Below are 26,667 nucleotides of genomic sequence, written 5' to 3'. Positions count from 1 at the left end.
CGACTGTCAGACCTCGGCGTCCAGGGGCTTCCAGCGGTTGGCCCGCTTGCCCAGGAGATTGACGATGGCGTTCAGGACGGCCGCGATGGCGCTGAGCACGACGAGGGTGGCGAACACGCCGTCGGTGTCGAACTTCGCGGACGAATCGCTGATCAGATACCCGAGGCCGCGGTTGGATGCCACGAGCTCACCGATGACCGCGCCGATCAGCGCGTACGGGATGGAGACCCGCAGTCCGGTCAGCAGACCGGTCATCGAGGCGGGCAGGACGACCTTGAAGGCGATGTCCCGGCGGGTGCCGTTCATCAGCCGTACGGCGTCGACCAGCGCGCGGTCCACTTCGTGTACGCCGGCTGCCGTGTTCAGGAAGACCAGGAAGAACACGGTGACGGCGGCGAGCAGCACCTTCATGTCGGTGCCGATGCCGAACCACACGATGAACAGCGGCGCGAGGGCGACCTTCGGGATGGCGTAGAGCGCCATCAGGAACGGGTCCAGGATGTCCCAGACCACTCGGACGGAGGCGATCAGGTAGGCCAGGACGGCGCCGGACAGCGCGCCGACCAGGAAACCGAGCACGATCTCCTGCACGGTGATCCAGGTGTTCGACCACAGCGTGCCGTCGGCGACCCAGTCGCCGAGCCGGGTGGCGATGCCCTTCGGGCTGCTGACGAACTGCGGGTCGAGGACGGGACCGGACAGCGCCTGCCAGACCACCAGCAGGACGACGAGCAGACCGATGCGCCAACCCCAGATCAGAGTCTTGCGGCCGTGCCGCTGGCGCCAGGTGCGCCGGGACGTCTCCCGCAGGGGGCCCGCAGGCCTGGTGGCCGAGCCCACGTGCGGGGTCGTGGTAGCGCTCATCGCGCTCCCTCCTTCAGCGCCGTAGACAGGCTCCGGTGCAGTTCGACGAAGTGTGGATCGACCCGGATGTCGTCGGGGTCGCGCGGCCGGGGCAGGTCCACCGGCTGGTCGAGCAGGATCGTTCCGACCGGCCCGAGCACCACGACGCGGTCGGCGAGGATGAGCGCCTCCTCGATGTCGTGGGTGACGAAGACGACGGTGCGTCCGCTGCCGGACCACAGCCGCAGCAGTTCGCCCTGCAGTTCGGTGCGCAGTTGCGCGTCGAGCGCGCCGAACGGCTCGTCGAGCAGCAGCGTCTCCGGGTCGGCGCAGAGCATCCGGGCCAGGCTGGCCCGTCGGCGCATGCCACCGGACAGCTCGCGTGGGTAGTGCCGCTCGAAGCCGTCCAGGCCGACGAGCTTGATCAGCTCGGCGGCTGCCGCAGCCCGTTCCTTCTTGCTCTCGCCCCGCAGCTCGCGGGGCATCTGCACGTTGCGGGCGACGTCACGCCACGGCATCAGCGTGTCGTGTTGGGTCAGGTAGCCGACCTGCGTGTTGGGTCCGCGCATCGGCTTGCCGTCGTACGTGATGTGTCCGCTGGTCGGCGGGGTCAGCCCGGCGAGGAGGTTGAGCAGGGTCGACTTGCCGCAGCCGCTGCGCCCCAGCAGCACCAGGAACGACCCCTGTTCGACGGTCAGGTCGACGCCGCGGAGCGCGATCAGTTCCTCGTCGTCCTTGCGGAAGTGCTTGGACAGTCCCCGCACCTCGATGACGGCGGCGCTCATGCCGTCACCGCCGACGGCGCCGCCGCGACGCGGCGCGTGTTCGTCACTGCCATCACGTGTACCTCGTCCTCGGTGAACCCGGCCTCCAGCAGACGGTCGGCCAGCAGCGCGAGGCCGTCCTCGACGGGTGGGTTGAACGGCTGGCCGAGGTCGGAGGAGAGCAGCGAGTGTTCGGGGCCGACCTGGCGGATGTGGTCGAACAGCGTGTCCCAGCTGACCTTGCCGGTGTACGGGGTGGTGAAGCAGCGTTCCAGCAGCGCGCCCCGCTCGGCCAGGTGCCGCTGCACCTGGACCGACAGTCGCTGGGAGGTGAACTCCGGGTGGGTGACGACGATGCGCCGCACCCCGAGGTCGGCGGCCGCGTCGACGACGGTGGTGATCTCGTCACCGGACAGGTGCCCGGTCGCCAACACCATGTCGTGCTTCGCGATGAGGCTCAGCACCTCTCGTAGCGCCGGAACGATCGCGCCGTCGGAGTCGACGACGTCGATCGCCGGGGCCATGATGCCCTGCTCGGCCAGGTCGGCCTGCAGTTGCGCCCACATCGGCGGGGTGGCCCCCTCCGGCTCGCAGGCCTGGCACTCGCGCTGGTTGGCGCAGTCGACGGTGGGCAGCCAGACGATCCGCGCGCCCTGCCGGCCCGCGATCTCCACGGCGACCGGGTTGAGGCCGCCGACCGAGCCGTTGAGCGTGATGGCGCCGAGCACGTCCACGCCGGGTACGGCGTTGCGCACCACTTCGGCCCGCTCGGCGGTGGGCACGTAGTGGGATTTCAGGACGAAGCCCGCCAGGCCGACCTCGGCGAACCGGCGCGCCAGCGAGACGTCGTCGATGCGCCGGCGCATCACGTCCGGCGCGACGTGGATGTGCGTGTCGTACGCCCCGGCGACGAGTTCGCGAGCTCGGGCCGAGGGGGTGGGGTGGTCACTCACGGAGCCTCCAAGGGGAATCGGGACAGCGCCCCGCGACGTGGCACCGCGGTGGCCGGTCGAGCTGTGTGTGGTGGATTCACGATTCAGAAGTGGACGAGGTCGGACGGAGAGGCGCGGGGGGACGTCATCTCGCGGAGGGTGTCGGCGACGTGGGAGAGGTGGTAGCGCATCGCGGCCTCGGCGGCGGCCGGGTCAGCCGCCTGGATGGCGTCGACGATCCGGGTGTGCTCGACGAGGGACCGGGCGGACCGTCCGGGCACGAGCACGGTGCGGTACTGGAAGCGCACCATCTGTGCCTTGAGCCCGGCGATGAGCCGAGTGGCCGTCTGGTGCCGGGACGCCTCGATGATTTTCGCGTGCATCCGAGCGTTGCCGTCCGAGTACGCCAGCAGGTCGCCCGCCTTCAGGCAGGCCGACATCTGCGCGAGCGTCTCGCGCAGGAACGCGACCTCCGCCGGCGTGGCGTGCAGGGCGGCCTCGCGGGCCGCGAGTGCCTCGAGCGCGCCGCGCGCCTGGGTGATCTCCAGAGCCTCGGCCTCGGTCACCATCCGCACCCGGGCCCCGCGGTTCGGCTCGTGGACCACGAGCCCTTCCTGTTCGAGTCGGGCGAGCACGGTGCGGACCGCGGTGCGGCCCACCCCGAGCGTGAGGGACAGGTCGACCTCGACCAGGCGCTGGTTGGGCATCAGCCGTCCCCTGACGATGTCCTCGCGCAGTCTCGTGTACGCCTCGTCGGCGGCCATCCGCCCGCGGACGTTGCGGCCGGCGGTCGTCCGCACCGACTGCTGCGGTGGCACGGCGTCCACGACGGCTCCTTCCGTGAGCTTCGGGATCGAGTTGAAATCCAAGGCTATCAATGGTTTCTGGCCTTCAGTGCCGCGTCCAGTCGCGGGTAGACCCGGCGGGCGTTGCGCTCGTAGACCTTGTCGCGGTCGTCCGGCGTCAGGCGCAGCGCGTCGACGTACCGCAGGGTGTCGTCGAAGTGGTGGCCGGTCTGCGGATCGATGCCCCGGACCGCGCCGACCATCTCGGAGCCGAACAGGATGTTGTCGACGCCGATGACGCGGAAGAGCAGGTCGATGCCGGGCTGGTGGTACACGCAGGTGTCGAAGAAGACGTTGTCCATGACCGACTCGTCGAGCGCGGGACGGCCGAGCATGTCCGCGAGCCCGCGGAAGCGGCCCCAGTGGTAGGGCACCGCTCCCCCGCCGTGCGGAATGACGAAGCGCAGGTCCGGGAAGTCCTTGAACAGGTCCGACTGCAGGAACTGCATGAACGCGCTGGTGTCGGCGTTGAGGTAGTGCGATCCGGTCGCGTGGAAGTTCGGGTTGGTCACCGCCGACACGTGCACCATCGCCGGCACCTGCAGCTCCACCATCGCCTCGTAGAAGGGATACCAGCTGCGGTCGGTCAGCGGCGGGGAGGTCCAGTGGCCACCGCTGGGATCGGGGTTTAGGTTGCATCCCACGAACCCGAGCTCCAGCACGCAGCGTCGCAGCTCCGCGACCGAGTGCGAGATGGGGACTCCGGGTGACTGCGGGAGCTGGCAGACTCCGATGAAGTTGTCCGGATACAGGGCGACCACGCGTGCGACGAGGTCGTTGGAGACCTCCGCCCAGCGGCTGCTGACCGCCTCGTCACCGATGTGGTGGCCCATGGCCGAGGCGCGCGGCGAGAAGATGGTCAGGTCGATCCCGCGCTCGGCCATCAGCCGTAGCTGGCTTCCCTCGATCGTCTCGCGGATCTCGTCGTCCGAGATGGCGGGGTAGGCCGGCGGTTCTTCGCCGGCCCTGAAGGCCGCCTGCTGCGCCTCTCGCCACGACGTGTGCGCCTGCGGCGCAGTCGTGTAGTGGCCGTGGCAGTCGATGATCACGTGTTCCAGGGCTCCTCGGGATCGGCTGATCGGCAGAACCAGCTCCGTTCACCGGCAGGCGATGCGATGCGGAGCCTCATGGCCTCCCGCGTCACGGCTCGCGTATGCCGCTCGGCAACTGTGACCGTAACCACCACGCAACATTGTCGCAATAGATGTCGAGCGGATTGTCGACAATTTTTTCACCATGGCCTCCACTGAGGCCATATACTCATCCGCGACTGAGGAGGTCCGGTTTGGCCAAGACGCCCCGTGAGGGTGCCGCCGCCACGAGGCTGGCGGCCGACGCACTACGCGCCGCGCTGATGAACGGCGATCTCGCGCCCGGACAGCGGCTGGTGGAGGCAGAGCTCGCCGAGTCGTTCAGCGTCAGCCGCGCCAGTCTCCGCACGGCGCTCTTCGATCTGGCCGCCGAGGGACTGGTCGAGCGCATCCCGAACCGCGGCGCCCGCGTGCGGGTCGTGTCCGTGGCCGAGGCGGTGGCGATCACCGAGTGCCGCATGGTCCTCGAGGGCCTGTGTGCCGCCAAGGCAGCGGAACGGGTCACCGACGAGCAGATCACCGTACTGACCGATCTCGGCGACCGGATGCAGCGTGCGGTCGCCGACGGCGATCCGATGAAGTACTCAGCGCTCAACCGGGAACTCCACCGCCTCGTACGCGAGTACGCGGCGCAACCGGTGGCCTCGGGGCTGCTCGACCGGCTCAACGGTCAGTTGGTTCGCCACCAGTTCCGGCTCGCGCTGCGCGCCGGTCGCCCGCAGGTATCCCTCCGCGAGCACCTTGCGATCATCGATGGGATCGCACGCCGCGAGCCCGCCGACGCCGAGATCGCCACGCGCGCGCACCTGAGCAGCGTCATCACGGCGCTGCAGGAGGCCGACGCCGAGTAGCGCCGGGCGGGCCCCGGCCAGTGTTCGCCTGGCCGGCGCCGGCGGGCTATCGGCCACCGTTGTCGCGCAGGTCGATGAGCAGATCGCGCGTCGCCGCACTGATCCGCGGCGGGACCCCCAGTTCCTCGAGCTGCTCGGCGGCAGCGGTCATCTCGTCCGCGCGCCTGCGGGCGTGCCGGTGGGTCCCGTCGATCAGCCTGTCGAGGGTGCGCTGGTCGAAGCCGACCAACTCGGTGCTGATGTTGTCTCGCAGCCAGTCGGCGCAGCCTGCCGCCTCCGCGGCGGCCATCGCTTCCACCACCGCCGCGGCCAGCCCCTTGTAGAAGACGCTGCGGAGCAGCTTGCGGGAGATGGCCGCGCCCGCCGGCCCCGGCTGAATCGCCACCTCGGCGCCGAAGCCGGACAGGATGGCGGCGTACCGGTCGGCGGCCGCGCCGGACACCAACATGGGAGTACGCAGCCCCTTTCCCGGTACCGGCGCCATGAGCGCGACGTCGACGACCGGGATGGGAGCTCCGGCCGCCTCCGCGAGCGCCGCCTTGAGTCCCGGCGAAGCGGTGTTGAGGTCGGCCCAGATCGTGCCCGGCCGGACGGAGGGCAACGCGTTACGCAGCGCATCCATCGCGTCGTGGGAGCTGTTGACGCTGAGCACCAGATGGGCGTCGCGCACGGCGTCGGCCTCGTCGCTCCGCGGGGCGACGCCGTCGGCGGCCGGCACCCTCGGGTCGTAGCCCCGGACGTCGGCGCCGGCCGCTACCAGGTCGCGGGCGATTTCCGAGCCGGCCTCCCCGAGCCCGAGGACGGCGACGCGGACGGCCGTGCGGGCCTCGGGGCGATCGGTCTTCTGCAGCGGGGGCATGCTGTCTCCACATCGTCGATGAACGCACGGATCACTGGTGGGCACCGTCAGCGGGGGAAGGCGATGCCCTCGAAGAGCTTGCGGGCAGTGCGTACGACACCCGAGCGGACGACTCGCGGTGGCGAGACCGCGGCGTCGACGGTCACGTCCACCAGCAGGTGGCCGGTCGGGTGCTCCACGTCGACCTGCGAGCGGTCGGCCGGCCAGTCCGCGGTGAGGTCGTGACCCACGGCGCCCGGCAGCAGCATGCCGGTGACCACGCTGACCGCGGCCAGCACCCCGATCGAGGTGTGCGGCTGGACGGGGATGAACGACCGGGTGCAGACCTGGCCGCCGTCGCGTGCGGCGGCGACCAGCGCCGTCTTCGGTACCGAGGACCGGCTCACGTCCCCGAGACCCATGAGGGCACCGGCCTTGACACGGGTGGCGTCGATGCGCTCGAGCAGCGCGGCGTCGGCCGCCAACTGCTCGTGCGTCTCGTAGCCGGTCAGGCCGAACGACTCCGCCCGCGCCACGACCACCGGCATGCCGTTGTCGACGCAGGTCACGTCGACGCCGTCGATCGAGTCCCGGACCCTGCCGGTCGGCAGCAGGCTGCCCGTCGCGGAGCCCGCCGTGTCGCTGAAGGCGAGAACGATCGGCGCGGCGGTGCCGGGAACCCCGGCGATGGCAACGTCGCCGCGGTACTCCGGACGGCCGTCCGGGGTCGGGAAGGTGGCCACCGCGACGCTGTCGGAGTTGACCATCCGGATCCGTACGCTGGTCTCGCGCGGCCCGGCCGGAACCAGTCCGCGTTCGACGGCGAAGGGCCCCACGCCGGCCAGGATGTTGCCGCAGTTCTGGCGGTCGCTGACCGTCGCGGTATCGACGCCGAGCTGGAGGAACAGGTAGTCGACGTCCACGTCCGGGTCAGCCGATCGGCTCACGACGGCGACCTTGCTGGTGAGCGAGGTGCTGCCGCCGAGGCCGTCGATCTGGCGCGGATCGGGGCTGCCCATCAGCCGCAGCAGCAGGTCGTCCCGCTCGGCCGCGTCGCTCGGCAGATCGGCAGCCTCGAAGTACAGACCACGGGAGGTGCCGCCGCGCATCATGGCGCAGCGGACCCCGGTGTCGTCGTAGCTCACCGCTCACCCTTGACGTACTCGTCGTAGGAGACGTACTCGATGCCGAACTCGTGGAGCTTGTCGCGGAGCCCGTAGCGGTCCAGGCCCAGCTGGCCCTGCTCGAAAGCGGCGCGGCTGGCGGTCTCCTTGTCCGTCCGGGCCTGCGCGGCCGTCAGCGCCCGGGGCACGTCGGCCCTGGGTACGACCATGACGCCGTCGTCGTCGGCGACGATCACGTCACCGGGGTGCACGGTCTGTCCGCCGAGGACGATCGGTACGTTCACCGACCCGGCCGTGGCCTTGACCGAGCCCTGCGCGCTGACCGCCCGCGACCACGCCGGGAACCCCATCTCGCGCAACTCGGCGACGTCGCGTACCCCGCTGGCGAGCACCACGCCACGGACACCGCGCTTGGTCAGGGCGGTGGCGAACAGCTCACCGAACAGTCCGTCGGTGGAGGGCGAGTTGGTCGCGACCACCAGGACGTCACCGGGCCGGCACTGCTCCACCGCGACGTGGATCATCAGGTTGTCCCCGGGCCAGCACAAGGCGGTGACGGCGGTGCCGCCGATGCGCGCGCCCGGCCACGCGGGCCGGAACTCGGGGCCCAGGTAGCCGACGCGGCCGAGCGCCTCGTGCACGGTGGCGACACCGTATCCGCCGAGACGCTCCGCATCGCCGACGTCGGCGCGCGGTGGATCGGTGACGACGACAGTCCTCATGCGGGGAGTCTCCTTCTAGTAGGAAGGTCAGGCGCGCGCCGCGATCAGACCGTCAAGCGCCGTACGGCCACCGCGGGTGATCGCTTCGCGCGACCACACCTGGTCTGCCGGCCGGCCACCTCGCCGCTGGCGGTCCTCTCCATGGCTCTCTCCCAACAGATCTTGCGCCGACGCTAGGTCGCTGGCGACAAGATTGTCAACACTTCTGTTGAAAAACGCTGGGGCCGGCATCAACGCCACGCCGCCGAACGGAACCCGGATCGGCTGGCCAGAACCGATGAGCATCCGTCGGCGTCAGCGGCCCGCGGAGGCCGTTCGTACGGCCGCGCGTAGGCCTCCGGGCCGCACTGCCCGCGACCACGACCCGCGGGCGAAGAGGGGACGGCCGTACTGGTGGTGGTGATCCGCAGCGCGAAGAACGTGGTGCAGACCGTTGACGGCACCCGCACCGACGACGAGCCGGCCAACCGGCGTCTGCCGCGACCCGGGCACCGTCCACATGCTCACCAACATGGGCAGCACCACGTACACGGCGCCTCGTCCATAACCGCCGACACGGCGGTCCGACGTGGAATTCAGCATTCTGGTGCAAATCGGAACAGTCAGTGCGTAACGTGCCGGACATGGTCTTTCGCACGTGGCGTAACCTTCTGCTCACAGCGCTCGGGATGGGCGTGCTCGCCGGTGCCGGTCAGCTCGGCATCGCGTTCGCCTTCGGCATCGTCCAGCTCACCGGCACCTCCACCGGCGCCACCGTCAACCAGTGGCCCGCCCAACTCGTCTGGGTGGGTTGGTTCGCGGCACACGCCGCCGTACTCGGCACCGTCGTCACGACACGCCTGGCCCGCCGCTACGCGGTGCTGGGGACGGGCAGAATGGTGGCCGTCGCCGCTGCCGCCGCGTTGGGCGCCATCGTCGTGGCGCCGCTCTGCGTCCGGCCGGCCCAGGCCGCCGAGCGCTTCTCTGTGGACCCGATCTGGGCCGTCGGCATCTACGCGACCCTCGGCGCGCTGGTCGGCGCGGGTGCCGCGATCGCCGCACTGGTGAAGCCGCCGCTGGGCTGGAACATGGCGGCGGTGGGCGGCGTGGTCTGGCTGCTGGCGCTCCTCTCGGTCGTCCCGTCGCTCGCCAACGCCGGGCCGTTGCCCGCCGTACGGCTCGGCGTGCTGGAGCCGACCTGGCTCGGCGCCGACGCGGCACATCGGCAGGCGATCCTGATTCTGCCGGCGGTGGCCCTGCTCATCGGCGCGGTGACCGGCGGGCTGGCTCGCTGGCGCGGGCACCCGCCGCTGGTCAACGGCGTGACCGGCACGGCCGGCATGCTGCTGGTCGCGTTCGCCTACCTGACCGCCGGCCCCGGTAACGCCGTCGACCGGTACCAGATCACGCCGTACTACAGCGCGCTGCTCGCCGTCGCCGCCGGTGTGCTCGGTTCCGCGGCGGTCGCGTCGTTCCGCTGGCCGCTCCTGCGGCGCACCGACGACGCGCCGGTCGTCGAGGCGACCGACGTCCTCGGGTCGCCGTCCGCCGATCCGGCCGTCACACAGGCCGTGATGCCGGTCGCTGGTGACACGACCGACGAGCCGGAGCCCGTCGCCCTGGTCGGCACCGGGTCGGCCGCCGGCCCTCCCGCAGCCGGGCCGCGGGACTTCGGTGCATCGGCTGGCGACCGGGACGCCGGCGCCGTATCGGCCGACGCCGTGACGCCGACCGCCGTACCGGCCGACGCCGTGCGGACCGCCGTACCGGCCGACGCCGCGACGCGGACCGCCCTACCGGCCGACGCCGTGACGCCGACCGCCGTACCGGCCGACGCCGTGACGCGGACCGCCGTACCGACCATTCCCGCCGCACCGGCCGCCACGGCCGACCTCCCCGCGCCGGCCGACCTGGACGACACCCGGGTGACATCGGAACCGGCCCCCGTGACGGCGGGCCACCTTGGCGCGGGACGCGACGGGGACCGCTCCGGGGCGGCGGAGGCGGGAGCGGACGACACCGAACCCGACGGGATGCCATCCGACGGGGTGCGCGCCGCCCCCGGCACCCGACGGATGTACCAGCCGCCCAAGATCGACCGGACGCCGGTTCAGGCGACCTGGCCGCTCGTGCCGGCGCGACGGGTGCCGCCCTCGGTCGAGCCCGCTCCGGGTGGCGAGGCGACCCACCCGGTCACCCCGCCAGAGGGGCCCGAAGCGCCGCGCCCACCGCGGCACCGGCCGCCCCTGCCCGATCTGAACCGCGCCGCGAGCTGGGACGCCCTCGCGACCGCCCGGCGCGCCGTGCCGCCGCCCACGACCGCCCCCGCGCCGGCCGGTCCCGCTGCGACCGATCCGGTCGCCGCGGTCCCCGCGCCGGCCGCCCCGGCAGCCGCCGTCGAGGCGGGACAGGCCGGCGGACGGGCCGGCGGCCGGCTCGGCCTGTTCCGGCGCAACAAGTCCCGGGCGGACGGGAGCGGCGCGGGCAGCCCGGACGGCGAGCCGCTGCCGAGGCAGGACGAGGAGTTCGTCGACTGGGTCACCCGGCTGGGCAAGCCGGTGGCGAGCAACGCGCCGGATCCGGAGGGCGGTCGCCAGTCGATCCGCTCCACCGGCCGCCACCCCGGCCCCTGAGCCACCGTCCGGCGCGCCGCCGCACCAGAGGCCCGATCGCGCTCGGTCCGGAATTGACCGGACGCGGGCCGCGGGTGTCACACGGTCTGCGTGATGGGGCTCCGGCTCGGCACCGAGCCGGAGCCCGATCCACCACCGCTGATCGCGGCGGGCGCGGCGCGACGGCCAGTGGATCCGGTGCCGATCCGGTTCAGGCGGCGACTCGTCGCCGGGAACGACGACCCACGTACCACCACCAGAGCTGCTGCACGGCGAGGGTGAGCAGCCCGGCCACCACGATCGCGCACACGTTGATGACCAGTTGCAGCGCGGAGCCGCCCGCCTCGTCCCAGACGCCGTACGCCCCGGCGACCGCGACGTTCGCGGCCGCCGGCACCGTCGTGACGGAGATCAGCACCCCGACGAGGCTGCCGGACTTCTTCGAGGTGAGCGAAAGCATGCCGGCGACCCCGGCCAGCAGCCCGACCACCCAGGAGAGCGCGTCCGGGCGCCAGATGAAATCGGTCAGCGGACGCTCGGCCAGCAGCATCCCCCGGTCGACCAGACCCACGGCGTCCAGCGCCCAGGTGCTCAGGACCGTGGCCACCATGGCGGCGAGGAAACCCACCACGAGGGCCTGAAGGGACCGCCACACGGTGTCGAACCGGCGGCGGAACAGCCCCACGCAGATCGCCGCGAGCGGCCCGAACTCGGGGCCGACCACCATCGCGCCGACGATGAGGATCGGCTGGTCGAGCAGCACACCGATCCCGGCGATCATGGTGGCCACGATGATCAGGACCAGGTACGTACCGCTAAGTTCCGTCTGCTCCCCGGTCTTCGCCGCGATCTCGTCCCAGACCACCGCGTCGGCCCCACTGCCGGGCGCGTCCCGCGCCGCCCGGTCGGCCGACGCCGATATGGCCAGCTCGACGTCGTCGGCCGCGATGCCGCCCTGCGCCTCCACGCCCAGCCGTCGCAGGCCCTGCAACACGCCGTCCGCGCTCTCCCGCACCACGTCGCAGGTGATGAGGTCACCGGCGGGCTGACGGGCGGCGCCCGGAAGCACCACCAGATGCGTCACGCCGCGTTCGGCGGCCAGCAGATCGGCGACCGCCGCCGACTGATCCGGCGTCGCGATCACCCTCAGGTGCAGCACACTCTCCCCCTCGACCGACTGGCCGGTCCTCCCACGCCCGTCCAAGCCGTCGCGACTCTACCGCCGGTCGGAGGAGACGGCGTTCGCCGGAATCAGAGGGTGATGGGGATGCCGATCCTGTGGTCGCGTCGTCCGGAGAGCAGGTCGAGCCAGAACACCAGCCGGGCGATGGGGTGTGCTACGGCAACCTCGGCGGTCTCGGCCGTGCCCGTGATCATCTCGAGCATGCGCAGGACCTGAACCGCGCGCGGCGACGGTGGGAAGGAACACGCCGACGTCTATCGCCGGCCGGCGGGGTGGACGAAGCCGTTCCAACCGGAAGCACTGCCGCGCATCCGCGCTCGACGACGCCGCCGTGTGGTACGAACTACCGAAAGTTGAACAAAACAGCGGACGGGCGAGCAAATGAGGAGTGGGGCAGCCGGGCTCCTGCGGCGACCCGAGGAACCACGAGCGACGTACCTGGAACTGTTCTTCGACCTGGTGCTCGTCTTCGCGCTCGCACGGCTCTCGCAGGATTTGCTGGAGCATCTGAACTGGGGCGGCGCGTTCCGGACGCTGGTGTTGATGCTCGCCCTGTGGGCGGTCTGGGCCAACACGGCGAGGCTCACGGACAGGCTGAGCCCGCACCAGCCGCTGATCCAGCTGCTGGTGATCGCGACCATGCTCGGCACGCTACTGATGGCCGCCGCAGCGCCAGAGGCGTTCGGCGAGCAAGGCCTGGCCTTCGCAGGCCTGTACGTCGCCACCCAGATCGGTCGCAACGCCGGTGCGGTGCTCCTGCTGCGGGGGCACAAGGTGCAGCGGGCCTTCGCCCGGCAACTCTTCTGGTTCGGCGTGTCCGCATCACCGTGGATCGCGGGTGCTGTCACGCACGGCACGGCCCGTGCGGTCCTGTGGGCGCTGGCGGTGGCCGTGGAGTACGTGTCCGTCTCACTCGGTTTGCCCACACCGCGGCTGGGTCGCGCATCCCCGCGTAGCGCCGAACTCGGGATCTACGGCGAGCACGCCGCCGAACGCTTTCGACTGCTCTTCATCATTGGGCTCGGCGAGCTCATCCTGGTCACCGGGCTGACTTTCAGCCGCGGCGGGTTCGAGCCTGACCGGATTGCGGCGGTCGTGGTCGCGTTCGCTACCACGGTGTTGATGTGGCGGATCTACATCTACCGCGCCGGGGGCCTGCTGGGGGAGGTCATCGCCGCCAACCCCGACCCACACCGCGCGGTCATCCCGGCGATATACGCCCACCTGTTCATGGTCGCCGGCATCGTCGTCATCGCAGTCGGCGACGAGCTCGTCATCGAGCATCCGCTCGGGGACACACCACCGGCCTGGATCATCATCATCCTCGGCGGACCCGCGCTGTTCCTCGCCGGGCGGGGCATGTTCGAGTACGAGGTGTTCGCCCGCGTCTCCCGATCCCGACCGATCGGCGTCGGCGTACTCGCCGCCATATCCGCCGGCGGCGTTCTTCCTGCCGCCACTGCTGGTCGCCCTGGCACCTACCCTCGTCCTGGCCGGAATAGCCGTATCCGACGCAGCCCGCGCCCGCGGACACCCACCCGAGCCTCCCTCACCACCCGGCTAGAACGTGCCCTGTCCATCCGCCTCGCCGTCGACCGGGCGCAGAAGCCTGTTGTCGATCCAGCTCACCAGGAATTCGCTCTCCGGTCGCCGGTCAGACGGCGACGCGTCCGCCGTCGACCGGCAGGACCGCGCCGTGGATGAAACTCGCCCGGTCGCTGACCAGGAAGATGATCGCTTCGGTGATCTCCTCGACGGAGCCGGGACGTCCGGCAGGGCCGCCCCTGGCCAGCTGATCGAGGGCATCACCCATGGACGCGGTGCCCTCGGTTCGGGTCGGTCCAGGACTGACGGCGTTGACCCGCACGCCGCTCGGGCCGTACTCGGCCGCCCAGGACTTGGTCAAGAGCACCATCGCGGCCTTGCTCGACCCGTACAGGGAGAACCCCGCAGCGCCGAACTCGGCAACCATCGTGGTCACGTTGACGATCGCGCCCCGGCCACGCATGGCCATTTCCGGCGCGAGCTCCGCCACGAGGAAGTACGGCGCCTTGACGTTGAGGGAGTACACCGCGTCGAACTGTTCCTCGGCGATCTGCTCGGTGGGACCGAACGGGTAGATGCCCGCGGTGTTGACCAGCACATCCACCTGTCCGAGCTGCTCCTTCGCGGCCCGGGCCAGCGCGCGCGCAGTGGCCGCGTCATGAAGATCGGTGGCCACGAACCACGCCTGGCCACCAGCCGATCGGATTTCCTCCACAACCTGGTTGCCCCGGTTCTCGTCGCGGCCGGACACGACCACGTGCGCACCGAGCCCGGCCAGCTCCATGGCGGTGGCTCTCCCGATGCCGCTGGTTGCACCAGTCACCAGAGCCTTGGTGCCCGCAAGCTCTGACGTCATGATCTGCTCACCGCCCCGGATGTCGATTGGGCTGGAAGGGGTCTTGCAGAACGGCTTGGTGTGGTTGGTGTACGCGACGAGTGACCTGCGTTCGTCCCGGCCGTCAGGCCTCTCGTGGCGGTGACGCTATCCACGACTCTGCCTCAGCCGAGGTCGGCGGAGGTGGGAATCGCCGGATGACACGTATCCCCGTGGCGTCTCTGCTGCACCGCTAGGATTCCGGCCGCGTCCAGCACGCCGAGCCGAAGGCGCTGGCCCGGGGCCCATCTCTCCCCGGGGCCAGCGCATGAGTTCAGACCCTCTGGCCCTGTTGGGCGTCCTCGAGTTCGCGGGCGAGGCTTGTCGCGACGTCCTTGGCGTCGCCGAAGAGCATGAGCGTCTTCTCAAGGTGGTACAGCTCGTTCTCCACTCCGGCGAAGCCGGCGTTCATGCCACGCTTGACGACCATGACCGTACGAGCGGCAGCAACGTCGAGGATGGGCATGCCGTAGATGGGGCTGTCGGGCTGGGTGCGTGCGGCGGGGTTGGTGACGTCGTTGGCTCCCACCACCAGCGCGACATCTGCCTGTGCGAAGTCGCTGTTGATGTCGTCCATGTCGAGGATGCGGTCGTACGGTACGTCCGCTTCGGCCAGGAGGACGTTCATGTGACCTGGCATGCGACCGGCGACAGGGTGAATGGCATAGCGAACGCGGGTCCCGTTTCGCTCGAGGATTTCGCCGACCTCTCTGATCCGGTGCTGAGCCTGAGCGACGGCGAGTCCGTAGCCGGGTACCACGATCACATCCCGTGCGGCGGCGAGCAGCATGGCTGCCTCGTCGATGGACGCGCTGCGGACAGGGCGTTCCTCCGCCGATCTTCCGTCCTGCACGGCGGTGGCGTCGACCTGCCCGAAGGCACCGAAGAGCACGTTGCGGAAGGACCGGTTCATGGCGCGGCTCATGATGAGCGAAAGCAGGAAACCGGATGCGCCGTCGAGGGCGCCGGCGATGATGAGGGCCTTGTTGTCCAGGACGAGTCCCATAGCGGCGCCGGAGAGCCCGGCGTAGGAGTTGAGAAGCGAGATCACGGTGGGCATGTCGGCGCCGCCGATGGGCACGACGAGGAGAATTCCGAACAGGGCAGCCAGCGTGACGAGGACGGGGAACAGAGCCGCTGTCGATGGTGCGGCCACCAGCCAGACTGCGACGGCGACAGTCGCGGTGAACAGGACGGCGTTCAGGAGCTGTTGGCCGGGGAACACGGTGGGACGGCCGGGCAGGATTCCCTTGAGCTTGCCGAACGCCATCAGGCTGCCGGTGAAGGTGACGAATCCCAGTACGACCTCGAACATCAGTGCCGCGGCGAGGAAGGCGTTGAGGGATTCGAAGTGCTCGTAGTATTCGGCGGCGCCGACCAGGCCCGCAGCCAGAGCGCCGAACGCGTGGGACAGTGCGATGCGTTCCGGCATCGCCGTCATCGGCATGTACTTGGCCATGGCGCCGCCGACGAGGGATCCGACGACAGCGGCGATGAGGATCCACCGGTAGGTGACGACGTCCTGGTGGATCAGGGTGCCGACGATCGCGGCAGCCATGCCGAGCACGGCGGCCAGCAAGCCCCGGCGGGCGGTGCGGGGGTGGGTGATGCCTCGTAGGCCGACGATGAACAGGGTGCCGGCGGCCAGGTAGAGCAGAGGCATGGCGATCGTGTCACGCATTCGTCTGGGTCTTTCCGGGGTTGGTGCGGCGCCGGCCGTCGCTGGTGCGGAACATGCGGAGCATCCGATTGGTGATCATGAAGCCGCCGACGACGTTGATGCTCGAGGCGGCTACCGCGACCGCGCCGAGAGTCGTGATGAACGGTCCCCGATCGGATCCGGCGAGCAGGATGCTCCCGACCAGCGAGATGCCGGCGACGGCGTTGGTGAGGGACATCAGAGGGGTGTGGAGGAGCGTCGGCACTCGGCGGATCACCTCGATGCCGATGACGGACCCGAGTACCAGGACGTACAGTCCGGCTTCGATGCTGGGAGACATGGTCACTTCCCTTCCGGCGTGGCGGCCAGGAGCAGCTCCCGTACCTGCGGGTGGACGACGTCGCCGTCCCGTGTGAGGAGCGTGTCGCGAATGATCGGGTCGTCGGCGTCGAGTCGCAGGCCACCGTCACCGATGAGGTGGCGGGTGAAGTTGGCGATGTTCCGCGCGTACAGGCGGCTCGCGTGGGCCGCCGCGCCCGAGGGGAGGTTGGTGGGCGCCAGCACCGTCACCCCCGACACGTCGATGGTCTCGTCGGCAACGGAGACGGCGCAGTTGCCGCCCTGCGCCGCCGCGGCGTCGACGACGACCGAGCCCGGCCGCATCGCGCGAACCATGTCCTCGGTGAGGAGAATCGGGGCGGGCTTGCCCGGTACCTGCGCGGTGGCGATCACGATGTCGCTGCCGGCGACGGCAGCCGCGAGCACCTCGCGCTGGCGCGCGTAGAACTCTTCCGCCTGTGCCTGCGCATAACCGCCGGTCGTCTCGGAGGCCGAGGTGTCGAGCGGAAGGTCGACGAACTGTCCCCCGACACTCTCCACCTGTTCCCTGGCGGCGGGACGGATGTCGTAGGCGTGGACGACGGCACCGAGTCGGCGGGCGGTGGCGATCGCCTGCAGCCCGGCCACGCCCGCGCCGAGCACCAGGACTCGTGCGGGAGGGAGGCTTCCCGCGGCGGTCGTCATCATGGGCAGGATGCGGTTGGCGTGAGCGGCGGCGACGAGCGTCGCACGGTATCCCGCGATCGCGGACTGCGAGGAGAGCACGTCCATGGCCTGCGCGCGGGTGATGCGTGGCAGGAGGTCGAGGGAGAAGGCGGTGACGCCGCGTTCGGCGAGCCGACCGACCGGGTCGGGGTGGCTGAGCGGGTTGGCGAGGCCGATCAGGGTGGTACCCGGCCGCAGCAGCGTCAGGTCCGGCGACTCGCGGACTTCCTCGCCGCCACCGCCGGAACCGACGAGGCGTACCTGGAGGACGATGTCCGCGGCGAAGGCGAGCGGTCTTGCGACGGTACGGGCACCTGCTTTCACGTACTCCTCGTCCGGGTGCCCGGCCGCCACACCGGCACCATGTTCGATCACGATTTCGTGTCCTCGGTCGACGAGCAGCCGAACTTCGTCCGGGGTGAGAGCCACTCGCGTTTCTCCTGCGGTGGCTTCCCGGGGGACGCCGATGCGCATTGGTTCGTCCTTTACGTATGGAACGGGGAATCGTGCCGAGATTCGAGCCGGCCGGGTGTGGCGCAGGCTCGCCTGTCGGCGCTTGGATTCCGCGGCGGTGGCGGTGGCGGTGCGGCGGGGTCCCCCGCCGCACCGCGTTGCGGTCGGGATTATTCGAGGCCGAGAGCCATGAATCCGCCGTCGACGGGGAGTGTGGCGCCGGTGATGTAGCTGGCCTTCGGCGAGGCGAGGAAGACGACGGCTTCGGCGATTTCCTTCGCGGCGGCCAGCCGGCCGAGCGGGACCCGCGCGCCGAGCGCCTCGAAGGTTTCGTCGCCCATCATTTCCACGACGTTGTCGGTCCTCGTGTGGCCGGGCGCCACCGCGTTGACCCGGACGCCGCTGCGACCGAACTCGACCGCCCAGGTACGGGTCAGGGAGTCGACCGCGGCCTTGGTGGCGCCGTAGACGGACGTCCCGGCCATACCGCTGAGGCCAGCGATCGTCGTGATGTTCACGATGCTGCCCGTGCCCTTGGCCGCCATCTTCCGCACGAGGGCGGCCGTCAGGAAGTAGGTCCCGCGCAGGTTGGTGTCGACCAGCGTCGTGAACGTCTCCAGGCCCTGCTCCAGCGTCGGGGCGAACGGGAACGCGCCAGCATTGTTGACCAGGATGTCGACCTCTCCTGCCGCGTCGACGAGATGGCCAACCGACTCCAGGTCGCTCAGGTCGGCGGCCACGAACCTGGCCTCACCGCCCGCAGCTTCGATTGCTGCGACCGTGCTCGCACCCTTGGCTGCATTGCGGCCCGAAACGATGACGAAGGCGCCCTCCGCCGCCAGCAGGAGGGCGGTTTCGCGACCGATGCCGGACGTGCTGCCGGTGACGAGCGCGGTCTTGTTCTGCAGCTGCATGGGAGCCCTTTCTTGGCGCGTCGACAACTCGGCGCGCTGTTGTTCAGCTGTTATCCGGTCCTCGGCAATCACGTGCCGACGGTGTCCGCTCGAAGGCGGCGACAGCAGCAAGTAACTGGGAGAGCGGGAAATTTCCGAGGCGACAGTGGTCGGTCTTATGGCCGCGATAAGAAGCGCTTGGGCCGATTGGGTCACACAATTTGTGGCGTATCCGAATGCGGTTCAGCTATGACCGGCAGCCGGCAGCGCCGGGAGTGCCGCCCTATCCCCTGCCGTGCCCCGAGCACCGCCCGCGGCTCACCTCGGGCTTACTCGCGTCGCCGACGGCCTCCACCACGCGTCCTCTCTGACGCACCGTGGGCTGCACGTCCGGCCCCACTCGGTCCAGCCCGGCCGAGCGGGCAAGGTCCGCGACGCCCGCGGGCGGAGGTCCACGCCCCATGTTGATCTTCAGCCCTGGTGACGCGTGCCACATCCAGCGACGCGAAAAAGTCGATGCGCGTGACTTGACCTCTCGGAGGAGCCGTGCGTAGCGTCCGCTTATGCGCATAAGCAGATCGGGGCGAGGCGCCCGGTCGCGGGTCTCCCAGGCCGACATCGCGCGGCAGGCGGGCGTCACGCAGGCAGCGGTGTCGATGATTCTGCGTGACCGTGCCGACGGCATCCCCGAGGCCACCCGCCAGCGAGTCCTCGCGATCGCACGGGAACTCGGCTACCGCGCAGACCCACTCGCGCGCCGGCTCGCCAACGGCCGTAGTCAGATCATCGGCGTCTTCACCTACGAGAAGGTGTTCCCCGTCGCGCATCGCACCTTCTACCACCGCTTCCTCCTCGGGATCGAGGAGGCGGCGGAGGCACACGACCAGGATCTCCTGCTGTTCACGAGCGCCGCCGGGCGACGCAGCGGCACGAGCGGCGCAGTGCGCACCATCTATGCCTCGGGAGAGAACAAGCTGCGGTTGGCCGACGCGGCTGTGCTGCTCGGCCGAGACGAGATCCCGGCCGAACTGGAGCAGCTGTGCGACGACGAATACCCGTTCGTCTTCATCGGCCGCCGGTTCCTCGCCGACGGCCGTGAGGTCCCGAGCGTCGCCCCCGACTACGCCGCGGCCACGCGCACGCTGACGCAGCGCTTCGCCGCCCTCGGCCACCGGAAGATCGCCTATCTGGGCGCGGACCCGAACCTGCCCGCCTCGGTCGACCGGCTCTCGGCGTTCACCACCAGCAACCTGGACGTACAGCTGCAATTCTCGCCCGTCACCGAGGTCGACGAAGCGCTGCTCCACCACCTGCTCGACACCGGGGTGACCGGACTGATGCTGGAAAGCAGCGAGTACGCCGAACTCGTCGGTGGGCTCGCCGCCAAGGTGGGCGCGGACAGGAACACCCACCTGTCCCTCGCCGTCGCCGGCCTGACGGAGGAGGACAGCAGCACCACCCCCTGGTCCGGCTTCACCGTCCCCGGCTACCGCATCGGCCACCTCGCGGTGGAGGACCTCCTTGCCCAACTGGAGGGCGACCCACCGGGCTGCCGACTCGTGCCCTGCCCCGAGGCGCCCGGCCGAACCCTCACCGCCGTTCCTGAATAGGGGCGGCGATCCCGACACCCACCGCATACCCCGCGTCTTTTGAGTTCCCCCATCCCCTCGGCATCAGGAGGTTGATCAGCATGCCACGACTCCGGGCCTCCCTGCTCGGCGCCGCTGTGGCAACCACCCTCGCCCTCACCGCCTGCGGTGTCGGCGGCGGCGACAGCGGCAGCAGCTCAGAGAACCTGACCATGACCGTCTGGACCACCAACCCCGACCAGCTGAAGCTGCTCAACGACCTCAGCGCCGAGTTCACCAAGACCCACGGCGGTGGCAAGGTCGAGATCCAGTCGATCCCCCAGGCGGACTACCTCACCAAGATCTCCATCAGGCTCTCCGGCGGTACCCCGCCCGACCTCGGTTGGATGGGCGCCCCGGACGCGGTCGGTATGGCGAAGAACGGCCAACTCGTCGACCTCGGGCCGGAGCTCAAGAAGGACGCCTCGTACCAGTTCGACGACTTCGTACCGGCGTCGTTCACCAACTGGCAGAGCGGCGACCAGGTGTGGGGCGTGCCGTTCTCGACCAGCCCGTTCTTCACCATCTACAACAAGGATCTGCTCGCCAAGGCCGGCGCGCCGGATCCCGCGAAGCTCGCTGCCAGCGGCGACTGGACCTGGCAGGCCCTGAGTGACCTCGGGCGCGAGGTGCAGCCCACCCTTCCCACGGGGAGCTACGCCTTCCAGAGCAACGACGGCGGCATCTACGGGAAGCTCGTCTGGACCACCCTGGAACCCTTGATCCGCGCGTACGGTGGCAAGGTCTTCGACCCCGACACGGGGCAGTGCCAGCTCAACTCGGCTCAGTCGGTGGAGGCGATCCAGGCGTACCGGGCGATGGCGTTCACCGACAAGACCGCGGTGCCGCCGGGCAACGAGGCTGACTTCTTCGCCGGCAAGGCCGCCGTCACGTTCACCCAGACCTCGCGGCTCAGCCAGCTCAAGGGCGCGGGCTTCGACTGGGGAGTCGCCCCGCTGCCCGGCGGGCCGGGTGGCCCGGTCAACTTCACCGGGCAGGCCGGCCTGGTCGCCTTCAAGGGTGGCAAGCACGAGAAGCTCGCCACCGACCTGGTGAAGTTCATCAGCAGCAAGGAGGGCGCCCAGAAACTCGCGTCGTTCTTCCCGCCAGCGCGCAAGTCGGTGCTCGACCAGGCAGAGCAGATCTACGCCCAGGGCCCGCTGCCCAAGGACGCCATCGACCCGGTCCTGGTGTCGAGCATCGAGAAGGGTTACCCGTTCCGCTACCCGGCCACGTGGCCGGAGGTCCTGCAGACGTCGGCGCCGGTGTTCGACAAGCTGTGGGTGCAGAACGCGAACGTGCAGGACGTCATGGACAACCTGTGCCAGCAGCTCGATCCGCTGCTGAAGCGCGACGGCACAGGGTCCTGACGCCATGACGGTCAAGTCCGCGACGGCGCCGCCGTCGCCATACGGGGCCGCGTCGGGGCGCACACCAGCAGATGCGGGAGCACGGGCCGGGCTTTCCGCGAGGCGTACGAGGCGTGTCCGTGAAGCGCTCACCGCATACCTGCTGATCACCCCGCAGATGCTCGGCTTCCTCGTCGTCGTCCTGATCCCGCTGGTCGCGGTGCTGCTGCTCAGCTTCACCGACAGCAACCTTCTCGCTCAGGACGTCCAACCCGTCGGTCTGGACAACTACCAGACCATGGCCACCGAGGACCCGGCATTCTGGCGAGCCGTCGTCACCACCGGCATCTTCGCGATCGGTCTGGTGGTGATCAACGTCGCGCTGTCGCTGTTCCTGGCGCTTGTGCTGCACCGCAAGCTCCGCGGCGCGCAACTGTTCCTGGCACTTGCCTTCCTGCCCGTGGTGACGTCCCAGGCGGCGTGGGCCATCGTGTGGCGGTTCCTGCTCCAGGGTGAGGGTGGGACCATCAACAGTCTGCTCAGCGCGGTGTCGATCATCGGGCCGAACTGGCTGTTCGAGGCGAAACCGGCGCTGGCCGCGGTGATCGTCGTCGCCGCCTTGAAGACCGTCGGGCTGAAGGCCGTCATCTTCCTGGCAGCGCTGCGAAACATCCCGAAGGAGGCGATCGAGGCGGCACGCCTCGACGGAGCCGGCGAATGGCAGATGTACCGGCGGGTGATCCTTCCGCTGCTCGCCCCCACCACCCTCGTGGTCGTCATCATCACGTTCATCGGCTCGTTCCAGGTCTTCGACTACATCCTGCTGATGACCAACGGCGGCCCGTCGCACGCCACCACCGTGCTCGCCTTCGCCATCTACCAGCAGGGCTTCGAACTCATGCGGACCGGCTACGCCAGTGCGCTCGCGGTGGTGCTGTTCGCCATCACGCTGGCCCTCGTCGCCGTGCAGTGGTGGGCGCGCAAGAAGTGGGTGCACAGTGAGTGAGCGAACATCCGGTAGGTGGACACGGCTTCGGCCCCTGGCGCTGCGCGCCCTGTTGTACGTCCTGCTCATCGTCGCCGTCGCGCCGCTGGTCTTCCCGTTCCTGTGGATGGTTTCCAGCGCGCTGAAGCCGCCGGCGGAGATCTTCTCGTATCCGCCTCGGCTGATCCCGCAGCATGTGGCGTGGGAGAACCTGAGCGAGGTCTTCCGTCTCCAGCCGTTCGCCCTGCAGATCTGGAACAGCGTCTACATCGCGGCGGCCGTCACCGCACTGACCTGCGCGCTGTCGCTGCTGTCCGGGTACGCGTTCGCGCGGCTGCGCTTCCCCGGTCGTAACCTGCTGTTCTTCCTGCTGCTCAGCGCCTTGATGCTGCCGGCGGAGGTCACCCTCATCCCGCTGTTCAAGATGCTGCGCCTGGTCAATCTCGTCGACACCCACGTGCCGCTGATCATCCTGCCGGTGTTCGGCGCCACCGGTGTGATGGCCACGTTCCTCATCCGCCAGTTCTTCCAGTCGCTGCCACCCGAGGTGGAAGAGGCGGCCCAGCTCGACGGGCTGGGCCGGCTCGGCATCATCTGGCACATCGCGATGCCGCTGGCCCGGCCGATGCTCGGCGCGGTCGCGATCATCGCGTTCCTCGCCAGCTGGAACTCCTTCCTCGAGCCGCTGGTCTTCCTCAACCGGGTGGAGCTGTTCACCGTGCCGGTCGCGATCACCGGATACACCGACGCGACGGGGCATCCCCTGTGGAACGTGCAGATGGCGGCGACCGCCATTTCCACGCTGCCCGTGCTTCTGGCGTACCTGCTGGCGCGGCGCCAGATCACCGAGAGCCTCGCACACGGCAGCTCCCGCTAGTCCCCCCGAGCGAAAGAACCTCATGGAACTCGACTGCGACGTCCTCGTCGTGGGCGCGGGCTGTGGCGGCGTGGCCGCCGCCCAGTCGGCGGCCCGACTTGGGCAAACCGTCATCCTGACCGAATCGACCGACTGGATCGGTGGGCAGCTCACCGCCCAGGCGGTCCCGCCCGACGAGCATCCCTGGGTGGAGCACACCGGTGTCACCGCCACCTACCGCCAGATGCGCGACGCGGTACGCGAGGCGTACCGGCGCACCCGCCCGCTGACCCCCGCCGCCCGGTCCGCAGCACACCTGAACCCGGGCGAGGCGTGGGTCAGCAACCTGGCCGCCGAGCCGACCGTCGTCCACGGTGTCCTGCACGACATGCTGCAACCGATGCTCAGTCTGGGTCAGGTGCGCCTGCTCACCCGGCACGAGCCGATCTCGGCAGACGTCACCTTCGACCGGATCGACGCCGTCACCTTCACCGACACCCGCGACGGCGAGACGGTCCGGATCACCGCCCGCTACGTCCTCGACGCCACCGAAGAGGGCGACCTGCTGCCGCTCACCGGGGCCGAGCACGTCCTCGGAGCGGAGAGCACGGCGGAGACCGGCGAACCGCACGCGCTGGCGGGCCCCGCCGATCCGCACGACCAGCAGGCCATCACCTGGTGCGTCGCGCTCGAACTTCGCCCAGGAGAGGACCACACGATCGACCGGCCGGAGGAGTACTCCTTCTGGAGGGACTACCGCGCCTCCCACTGGCCCGGCCCCCAGCTCGGGTGGGTGACCGAGGAGCCGGAGACCGGCAAGCCGCTGAAGCGTCCCCTCTTCGGCGCCCCCGGTGAACGCGACCTCTGGACGTTCCGCCGTATCCGTTACGGCCAGCACGTCAGCCCTGCAGTTCCCGACATCACGCTCGTGAACTGGCCGCAGATCGACTACTGGCTCTCCCCCATCACCGGAGTTCCCGCGGCGGAGCGCACCGCGGGTCTCGAGCGGGCGCGGCAGCTCACCCTCTCCTTCGTGCACTGGCTGCAGACCGAGGCGCCACGCCCGGACGGCGGCGTCGGGTATCCGATGCTGCGTCCGCGCGGTGATGTGCTGGGCACAGCGGACGGGCTCGCCGCCGCCCCGTACATCCGGGAGGCACGACGTATCCGGGCCGAATTCACGGTCCTCGAACAACACGTGGGCGTCGAGGCCCGGCCGGGAGCCACCAGCGCGGAGACGTTCGGCGACAGCGTCGGCGTGGGCTGCTACCGCATCGACCTGCACCCGAGCACGTCGGGCCGCGGTTACCTCGACATCGCGACCTACCCCTTCCAGATCCCACTCGGCGCCCTGGTGCCGGTTCGGCTCGAGAATCTCGTCGCCGCGGGCAAGAGCCTCGGCGTCACACACATCACCAACGGCTGCTACCGGCTGCACCCCGTGGAGTGGAATGTCGGCGAGGCCGCCGGAGCGCTGGCGGCGTTCAGCATCAAACGAGGCGTACCGCCCCGTGCCGTCCGCTCGAAGCCCGAGCTGTGTGCCGAATTCCAGGCGACACTGACCGACCTGGGCGTCCAACTGCAGTGGCCGGACGACATCCGCGTGCAGACCCGCTGACCGGCACCGCCCTCGGGCGGCCGCCGCGGCACCGTCGGCCGTGAGCCGTCCGGCGGCTCGCCGTCAGCACGTGATGATGCAGGCGGCGAGGGTGCGGAGGCTTCGTGGACGTCGTGGCGGTCGTCGCCCGTCCGGCGACCACCGGCCGATACCGGTCGGTGGTCGCCCGCAAGCCGGGGGCCGGACCGGCGCTGCGACGTTGCCCTCCGTGCGCGCCCGGTAGGCCGGGCTTCGTGTGGTGCCCGCGGTCAGGGTTCGTGGTAGCCGGCCCAGGAGCCGCGGACGTGGCCGATGTGGCGTCGCATCAGAGCCGCCACCCCCGGCGCGTCGCCAGCTATCACCAGGTCGACGATCTGCTCGTGCTCGGCGGCCGAACGTCCCAGCTCGCCGCGCTCGGCGAGCCCTTGCAGGCCGTACAGCCGGCTGCGGGCTCGCAGGTTCCCCACCACGTCGATGAGATGCCGGTTGCCGGCCAGGGCGAGCAACGCGAGATGGAAACGCCGGTCGACCTCGACATAGCCGATGAGGTCCCCGGTTTCGGCGAGCCGCTCCACGTCCCTCGCCAAGGGACGCAACTCCTCGACCGCCGCCCGCGTGGGCTCGTTGATGGTCCGGGCGATCTCGGCCACCGTGGGTACCTCGATCAGTGCGCGTAGCGAGGTGATCTCATCCAGGTCCCGGTCGCTGAGCTCCCTGACTCGGAAGCCCTTGTTCCGGACGATCGTGACCAGTTCCTCGTTGGCGAGGTCGAGCATCGCTTCGCGCACCGGCGTGGCGGAGACACCGAACTGCTCGGCGAGGGTCGGCGCGGAGTAGAGCACGCCGGGTCGCATCTGTCCCGTGATGATCGCACCCCGCAGGGAGTGGGCGATCTCCTGTCGAAGGTTGGGCCGGCCCCCGAACTGCGGCAGAGAGAGCGCGCCCGGGGCCGAGCGCCCGGTCGCGATGTCACCCCTTGTCTCCTTCATCGCAGCGCAAATCCCAGTCCGACGGGGTCGTTGGCTTCAAAAACGAAAAGGTGTTCGCCGGTTCGGTAGGCCATCCCCCGCACCTCCGAAACGTAGGCCGGGTGGCCTTCTGCTTCCAGCTCCTCCACGACGCGGCCCAGGAACCGCGTCCCGACCACCGAGTCATGTGTCAGCACCTGGTCAGGGGCGAGTTGCCCCGACGATGCTAACAGCGCGATCCGCGCGGAGGTGCCGGACCCACACGGCGAGCGGTCGACCTCACCGTCCGCGAAGACGGTGATGTTGCGCTGGTGCGGGCCGTCGGAGCGACGGCCGAGATCCTCGAACAGAATTGTGCCGTAAATGCCGTCGAGCCGCGGCTCGCTCGGATGCCGGGCCCATTCGGTCTCGTTGAGAATCCATTTGATTTCGCGGCCGAGCGCCAGCAGGTCACCGTAGTGCTCGGGCTCGACCGACAGCCCGAACTCCGAGGCGTCGACCGAGGCGTAGATCGCGCCTCCGTAGCTGATGTCCGCGCGCGCCGGGCCCCGGCTCGTGTTCACGGTGATGCCGCGACCCAGCACGTACGCGGGCACGTTGCGGAAGCTGACGTCGCGGACCTCGCCGGCCACGCAGGAGACGGTGGCCGTGACGCGACCTGATGGCACGTCGATGACCACGTCGGTCTCCCCGTCCGGGGCGGCGTCCACGAGCCCGCTCCGGACGGCCCACACGCCCAGCGCGATGGTGCCGTGCCCGCACGCCGTCGAGTAGCCGTCCTTGTGCCAGAACAGCACTCCGAAGTGGGCGCCCTCGTCGTCAGGTGGCACGACGAAACAGCCGTACATGTCGGCGTGGCCACGAGGTTCGTTGACCAGGAGCTGGCGCACCGCGTCGACCTGTTCGTCGCGCTGGGCGTGTTCGCGCCGTTCCAGCACGGTGGTGCCCGGAATCTCCGGGACGCCTTCGGTGACGATGCGGAACGGCTCTCCCGCCGTGTGGTAGTCGGTGGCGCGAACGTCCTGCATCGC

25 protein-coding genes are annotated in these 26,667 nt (G+C 70.0%); 8 read left to right on the top strand and 17 right to left on the bottom strand.

Annotated elements, in window-relative coordinates:
- Window positions 1-6: 6 nt before the first annotated feature.
- From ACSNOA_RS15165 to ACSNOA_RS15145, 5 genes are all read right to left on the bottom strand, one after another.
- On the bottom strand, window positions 7-864 hold the full coding sequence (locus tag ACSNOA_RS15165; protein ID WP_436658915.1) for an ABC transporter permease: 858 nt from the start codon (window positions 862-864) through the stop codon (window positions 7-9).
- Window positions 861-1,628, bottom strand: a complete 768-nt coding sequence (locus tag ACSNOA_RS15160; RefSeq protein WP_436658913.1) for an ABC transporter ATP-binding protein — start codon at window positions 1,626-1,628, stop codon at window positions 861-863. The genes ACSNOA_RS15165 and ACSNOA_RS15160 overlap by 4 nt, the downstream gene beginning before the upstream one ends.
- Window positions 1,625-2,560, bottom strand: coding sequence for a DUF6282 family protein (locus tag ACSNOA_RS15155; RefSeq protein ID WP_436658911.1), 936 nt, complete (start codon window positions 2,558-2,560; stop codon window positions 1,625-1,627). Before ACSNOA_RS15155 ends, ACSNOA_RS15160 begins: the two co-directional genes overlap by 4 nt.
- A gap of 83 nt (window positions 2,561-2,643) precedes the next feature.
- Complete coding sequence (locus tag ACSNOA_RS15150) at window positions 2,644-3,366, bottom strand: GntR family transcriptional regulator (RefSeq protein WP_436658909.1); 723 nt, start codon at window positions 3,364-3,366, stop codon at window positions 2,644-2,646.
- A 47-nt stretch (window positions 3,367-3,413) separates the two neighbouring features.
- Window positions 3,414-4,433, bottom strand: a complete 1,020-nt coding sequence (locus tag ACSNOA_RS15145) for an amidohydrolase family protein (protein ID WP_436658907.1) — start codon at window positions 4,431-4,433, stop codon at window positions 3,414-3,416.
- Between the two features lie 236 nt (window positions 4,434-4,669).
- Between ACSNOA_RS15145 and ACSNOA_RS15140 the strand changes: the two genes are divergently transcribed.
- Complete coding sequence (locus ACSNOA_RS15140; RefSeq protein WP_436658906.1) at window positions 4,670-5,326, top strand: GntR family transcriptional regulator; 657 nt, start codon at window positions 4,670-4,672, stop codon at window positions 5,324-5,326.
- 46 nt (window positions 5,327-5,372) lie between these two features.
- Here the strand turns inward: ACSNOA_RS15140 and ACSNOA_RS15135 are convergent, their stop codons facing one another.
- Genes ACSNOA_RS15135 through ACSNOA_RS15125 form a run of 3 tightly spaced genes read right to left on the bottom strand, consistent with a single transcriptional unit; the run spans window position 5,373 to window position 8,010 of the window.
- Window positions 5,373-6,185, bottom strand: a complete 813-nt coding sequence (locus tag ACSNOA_RS15135; protein ID WP_436658904.1) for a DUF1932 domain-containing protein — start codon at window positions 6,183-6,185, stop codon at window positions 5,373-5,375.
- Window positions 6,186-6,232: 47 nt separating this feature from the next.
- Window positions 6,233-7,309: a 4-oxalomesaconate tautomerase gene (locus ACSNOA_RS15130; protein ID WP_436658902.1), complete on the bottom strand. Its 1,077-nt coding sequence runs from the start codon at window positions 7,307-7,309 to the stop codon at window positions 6,233-6,235.
- The gene (locus ACSNOA_RS15125) at window positions 7,306-8,010 is read right to left on the bottom strand and encodes a 4-carboxy-4-hydroxy-2-oxoadipate aldolase/oxaloacetate decarboxylase (RefSeq protein ID WP_436658900.1); all 705 of its coding nucleotides are present in this window, start codon (window positions 8,008-8,010) and stop codon (window positions 7,306-7,308) included. Before ACSNOA_RS15125 ends, ACSNOA_RS15130 begins: the two co-directional genes overlap by 4 nt.
- A gap of 623 nt (window positions 8,011-8,633) precedes the next feature.
- Between ACSNOA_RS15125 and ACSNOA_RS15120 the strand changes: the two genes are divergently transcribed.
- Window positions 8,634-10,622: a hypothetical protein gene (locus ACSNOA_RS15120; RefSeq protein WP_436658898.1), complete on the top strand. Its 1,989-nt coding sequence runs from the start codon at window positions 8,634-8,636 to the stop codon at window positions 10,620-10,622.
- A 190-nt stretch (window positions 10,623-10,812) separates the two neighbouring features.
- On the opposite strand, the gene ACSNOA_RS15115 is transcribed toward ACSNOA_RS15120, so the two are convergent.
- Window positions 10,813-11,760: a DUF389 domain-containing protein gene (locus ACSNOA_RS15115; protein ID WP_436658896.1), complete on the bottom strand. Its 948-nt coding sequence runs from the start codon at window positions 11,758-11,760 to the stop codon at window positions 10,813-10,815.
- Between the two features lie 92 nt (window positions 11,761-11,852).
- Complete coding sequence (locus ACSNOA_RS15110) at window positions 11,853-11,987, bottom strand: hypothetical protein (RefSeq protein WP_436658895.1); 135 nt, start codon at window positions 11,985-11,987, stop codon at window positions 11,853-11,855.
- A gap of 256 nt (window positions 11,988-12,243) precedes the next feature.
- Here ACSNOA_RS15110 and ACSNOA_RS15105 point away from each other — a divergent pair, with 256 nt between their 5' ends.
- Window positions 12,244-13,488, top strand: a complete 1,245-nt coding sequence (locus ACSNOA_RS15105; protein WP_436658893.1) for a low temperature requirement protein A — start codon at window positions 12,244-12,246, stop codon at window positions 13,486-13,488.
- Here ACSNOA_RS15105 and ACSNOA_RS15100 read toward each other — a convergent pair.
- The 5 genes from ACSNOA_RS15100 to ACSNOA_RS15080 form a co-directional block, all read right to left on the bottom strand.
- Entirely contained in the window at window positions 13,439-14,185 is a 747-nt protein-coding gene (locus ACSNOA_RS15100) for an SDR family NAD(P)-dependent oxidoreductase (RefSeq protein ID WP_436658891.1), read from the bottom strand. The two genes, ACSNOA_RS15105 and ACSNOA_RS15100, sit on opposite strands and share 50 nt — an antisense overlap.
- A 292-nt stretch (window positions 14,186-14,477) precedes the next feature.
- A complete protein-coding gene (locus tag ACSNOA_RS15095) occupies window positions 14,478-15,884 on the bottom strand; it encodes an NAD(P)(+) transhydrogenase (Re/Si-specific) subunit beta (RefSeq protein WP_436658889.1) in 1,407 nt (468 codons plus the stop codon).
- Window positions 15,877-16,203, bottom strand: coding sequence for an NAD(P) transhydrogenase subunit alpha (locus tag ACSNOA_RS15090; RefSeq protein ID WP_436658887.1), 327 nt, complete (start codon window positions 16,201-16,203; stop codon window positions 15,877-15,879). The genes ACSNOA_RS15095 and ACSNOA_RS15090 overlap by 8 nt, the downstream gene beginning before the upstream one ends.
- A gap of 2 nt (window positions 16,204-16,205) precedes the next feature.
- The gene (locus ACSNOA_RS15085; RefSeq protein WP_436658885.1) at window positions 16,206-17,381 is read right to left on the bottom strand and encodes a Re/Si-specific NAD(P)(+) transhydrogenase subunit alpha; all 1,176 of its coding nucleotides are present in this window, start codon (window positions 17,379-17,381) and stop codon (window positions 16,206-16,208) included.
- Window positions 17,382-17,530: 149 nt separating this feature from the next.
- Window positions 17,531-18,346 carry an SDR family NAD(P)-dependent oxidoreductase gene (locus ACSNOA_RS15080; RefSeq protein ID WP_436658883.1) on the bottom strand — a complete coding sequence of 272 codons (816 nt, stop codon included), beginning with the start codon at window positions 18,344-18,346 and terminating at the stop codon, window positions 17,531-17,533.
- A gap of 470 nt (window positions 18,347-18,816) precedes the next feature.
- On the opposite strand from ACSNOA_RS15080, the gene ACSNOA_RS15075 reads away from it, so the two are divergent.
- From ACSNOA_RS15075 to ACSNOA_RS15055, 5 genes are all read left to right on the top strand, one after another.
- Entirely contained in the window at window positions 18,817-19,863 is a 1,047-nt protein-coding gene (locus ACSNOA_RS15075) for a LacI family DNA-binding transcriptional regulator (protein ID WP_436658881.1), read from the top strand.
- An 80-nt stretch (window positions 19,864-19,943) separates the two neighbouring features.
- Entirely contained in the window at window positions 19,944-21,251 is a 1,308-nt protein-coding gene (locus ACSNOA_RS15070; RefSeq protein WP_436658879.1) for an ABC transporter substrate-binding protein, read from the top strand.
- Between the two features lie 157 nt (window positions 21,252-21,408).
- Window positions 21,409-22,236, top strand: coding sequence for a carbohydrate ABC transporter permease (locus tag ACSNOA_RS15065; RefSeq protein ID WP_436658877.1), 828 nt, complete (start codon window positions 21,409-21,411; stop codon window positions 22,234-22,236).
- The gene (locus ACSNOA_RS15060) at window positions 22,229-23,092 is read left to right on the top strand and encodes a carbohydrate ABC transporter permease (protein ID WP_436658875.1); all 864 of its coding nucleotides are present in this window, start codon (window positions 22,229-22,231) and stop codon (window positions 23,090-23,092) included. Before ACSNOA_RS15065 ends, ACSNOA_RS15060 begins: the two co-directional genes overlap by 8 nt.
- Before the next feature lie 22 nt (window positions 23,093-23,114).
- Window positions 23,115-24,689, top strand: coding sequence for an FAD-dependent oxidoreductase (locus ACSNOA_RS15055; protein ID WP_436658873.1), 1,575 nt, complete (start codon window positions 23,115-23,117; stop codon window positions 24,687-24,689).
- Window positions 24,690-24,937: 248 nt separating this feature from the next.
- On the opposite strand, the gene ACSNOA_RS15050 is transcribed toward ACSNOA_RS15055, so the two are convergent.
- Entirely contained in the window at window positions 24,938-25,657 is a 720-nt protein-coding gene (locus ACSNOA_RS15050; protein ID WP_436658871.1) for a GntR family transcriptional regulator, read from the bottom strand.
- Window positions 25,654-26,664 (bottom strand): proline racemase family protein, encoded by a 1,011-nt coding sequence (locus tag ACSNOA_RS15045; RefSeq protein WP_436658869.1) that lies wholly within the window; start codon window positions 26,662-26,664, stop codon window positions 25,654-25,656. The genes ACSNOA_RS15050 and ACSNOA_RS15045 overlap by 4 nt, the downstream gene beginning before the upstream one ends.
- Between the last annotated feature and the right edge of the window lie 3 nt (window positions 26,665-26,667).

Origin of the sequence: Micromonospora sp. URMC 103, from assembly GCF_051386435.1 — a bacterium.
In the GTDB taxonomy this organism is placed as follows: domain Bacteria; phylum Actinomycetota; class Actinomycetes; order Mycobacteriales; family Micromonosporaceae; genus Micromonospora.
The sequence above is the reverse complement of the archived record's forward strand: the minus strand, read 5'-3'. Positions and strand labels throughout refer to the sequence as shown.

Coding starts and splice junctions, on each gene's coding strand:
- ACSNOA_RS15165 (WP_436658915.1), bottom strand. CDS start 864: ATGAGCGCTACCACGACCCCGCACGTGGGCTCGGCCACCAGGCCTGCG.
- ACSNOA_RS15160 (WP_436658913.1), bottom strand. CDS start 1,628: ATGAGCGCCGCCGTCATCGAGGTGCGGGGACTGTCCAAGCACTTCCGC.
- ACSNOA_RS15135 (WP_436658904.1), bottom strand. CDS start 6,185: ATGCCCCCGCTGCAGAAGACCGATCGCCCCGAGGCCCGCACGGCCGTC.
- ACSNOA_RS15125 (WP_436658900.1), bottom strand. CDS start 8,010: ATGAGGACTGTCGTCGTCACCGATCCACCGCGCGCCGACGTCGGCGAT.
- ACSNOA_RS15120 (WP_436658898.1), top strand. CDS start 8,634: ATGGTCTTTCGCACGTGGCGTAACCTTCTGCTCACAGCGCTCGGGATG.
- ACSNOA_RS15110 (WP_436658895.1), bottom strand. CDS start 11,987: ATGCTCGAGATGATCACGGGCACGGCCGAGACCGCCGAGGTTGCCGTA.
- ACSNOA_RS15100 (WP_436658891.1), bottom strand. CDS start 14,185: ATGACGTCAGAGCTTGCGGGCACCAAGGCTCTGGTGACTGGTGCAACC.
- ACSNOA_RS15095 (WP_436658889.1), bottom strand. CDS start 15,884: ATGCGTGACACGATCGCCATGCCTCTGCTCTACCTGGCCGCCGGCACC.
- ACSNOA_RS15090 (WP_436658887.1), bottom strand. CDS start 16,203: ATGTCTCCCAGCATCGAAGCCGGACTGTACGTCCTGGTACTCGGGTCC.
- ACSNOA_RS15085 (WP_436658885.1), bottom strand. CDS start 17,381: ATGCGCATCGGCGTCCCCCGGGAAGCCACCGCAGGAGAAACGCGAGTG.
- ACSNOA_RS15075 (WP_436658881.1), top strand. CDS start 18,817: ATGCGCATAAGCAGATCGGGGCGAGGCGCCCGGTCGCGGGTCTCCCAG.
- ACSNOA_RS15070 (WP_436658879.1), top strand. CDS start 19,944: ATGCCACGACTCCGGGCCTCCCTGCTCGGCGCCGCTGTGGCAACCACC.
- ACSNOA_RS15065 (WP_436658877.1), top strand. CDS start 21,409: ATGCTCGGCTTCCTCGTCGTCGTCCTGATCCCGCTGGTCGCGGTGCTG.
- ACSNOA_RS15055 (WP_436658873.1), top strand. CDS start 23,115: ATGGAACTCGACTGCGACGTCCTCGTCGTGGGCGCGGGCTGTGGCGGC.
- ACSNOA_RS15050 (WP_436658871.1), bottom strand. CDS start 25,657: ATGAAGGAGACAAGGGGTGACATCGCGACCGGGCGCTCGGCCCCGGGC.
- ACSNOA_RS15045 (WP_436658869.1), bottom strand. CDS start 26,664: ATGCAGGACGTTCGCGCCACCGACTACCACACGGCGGGAGAGCCGTTC.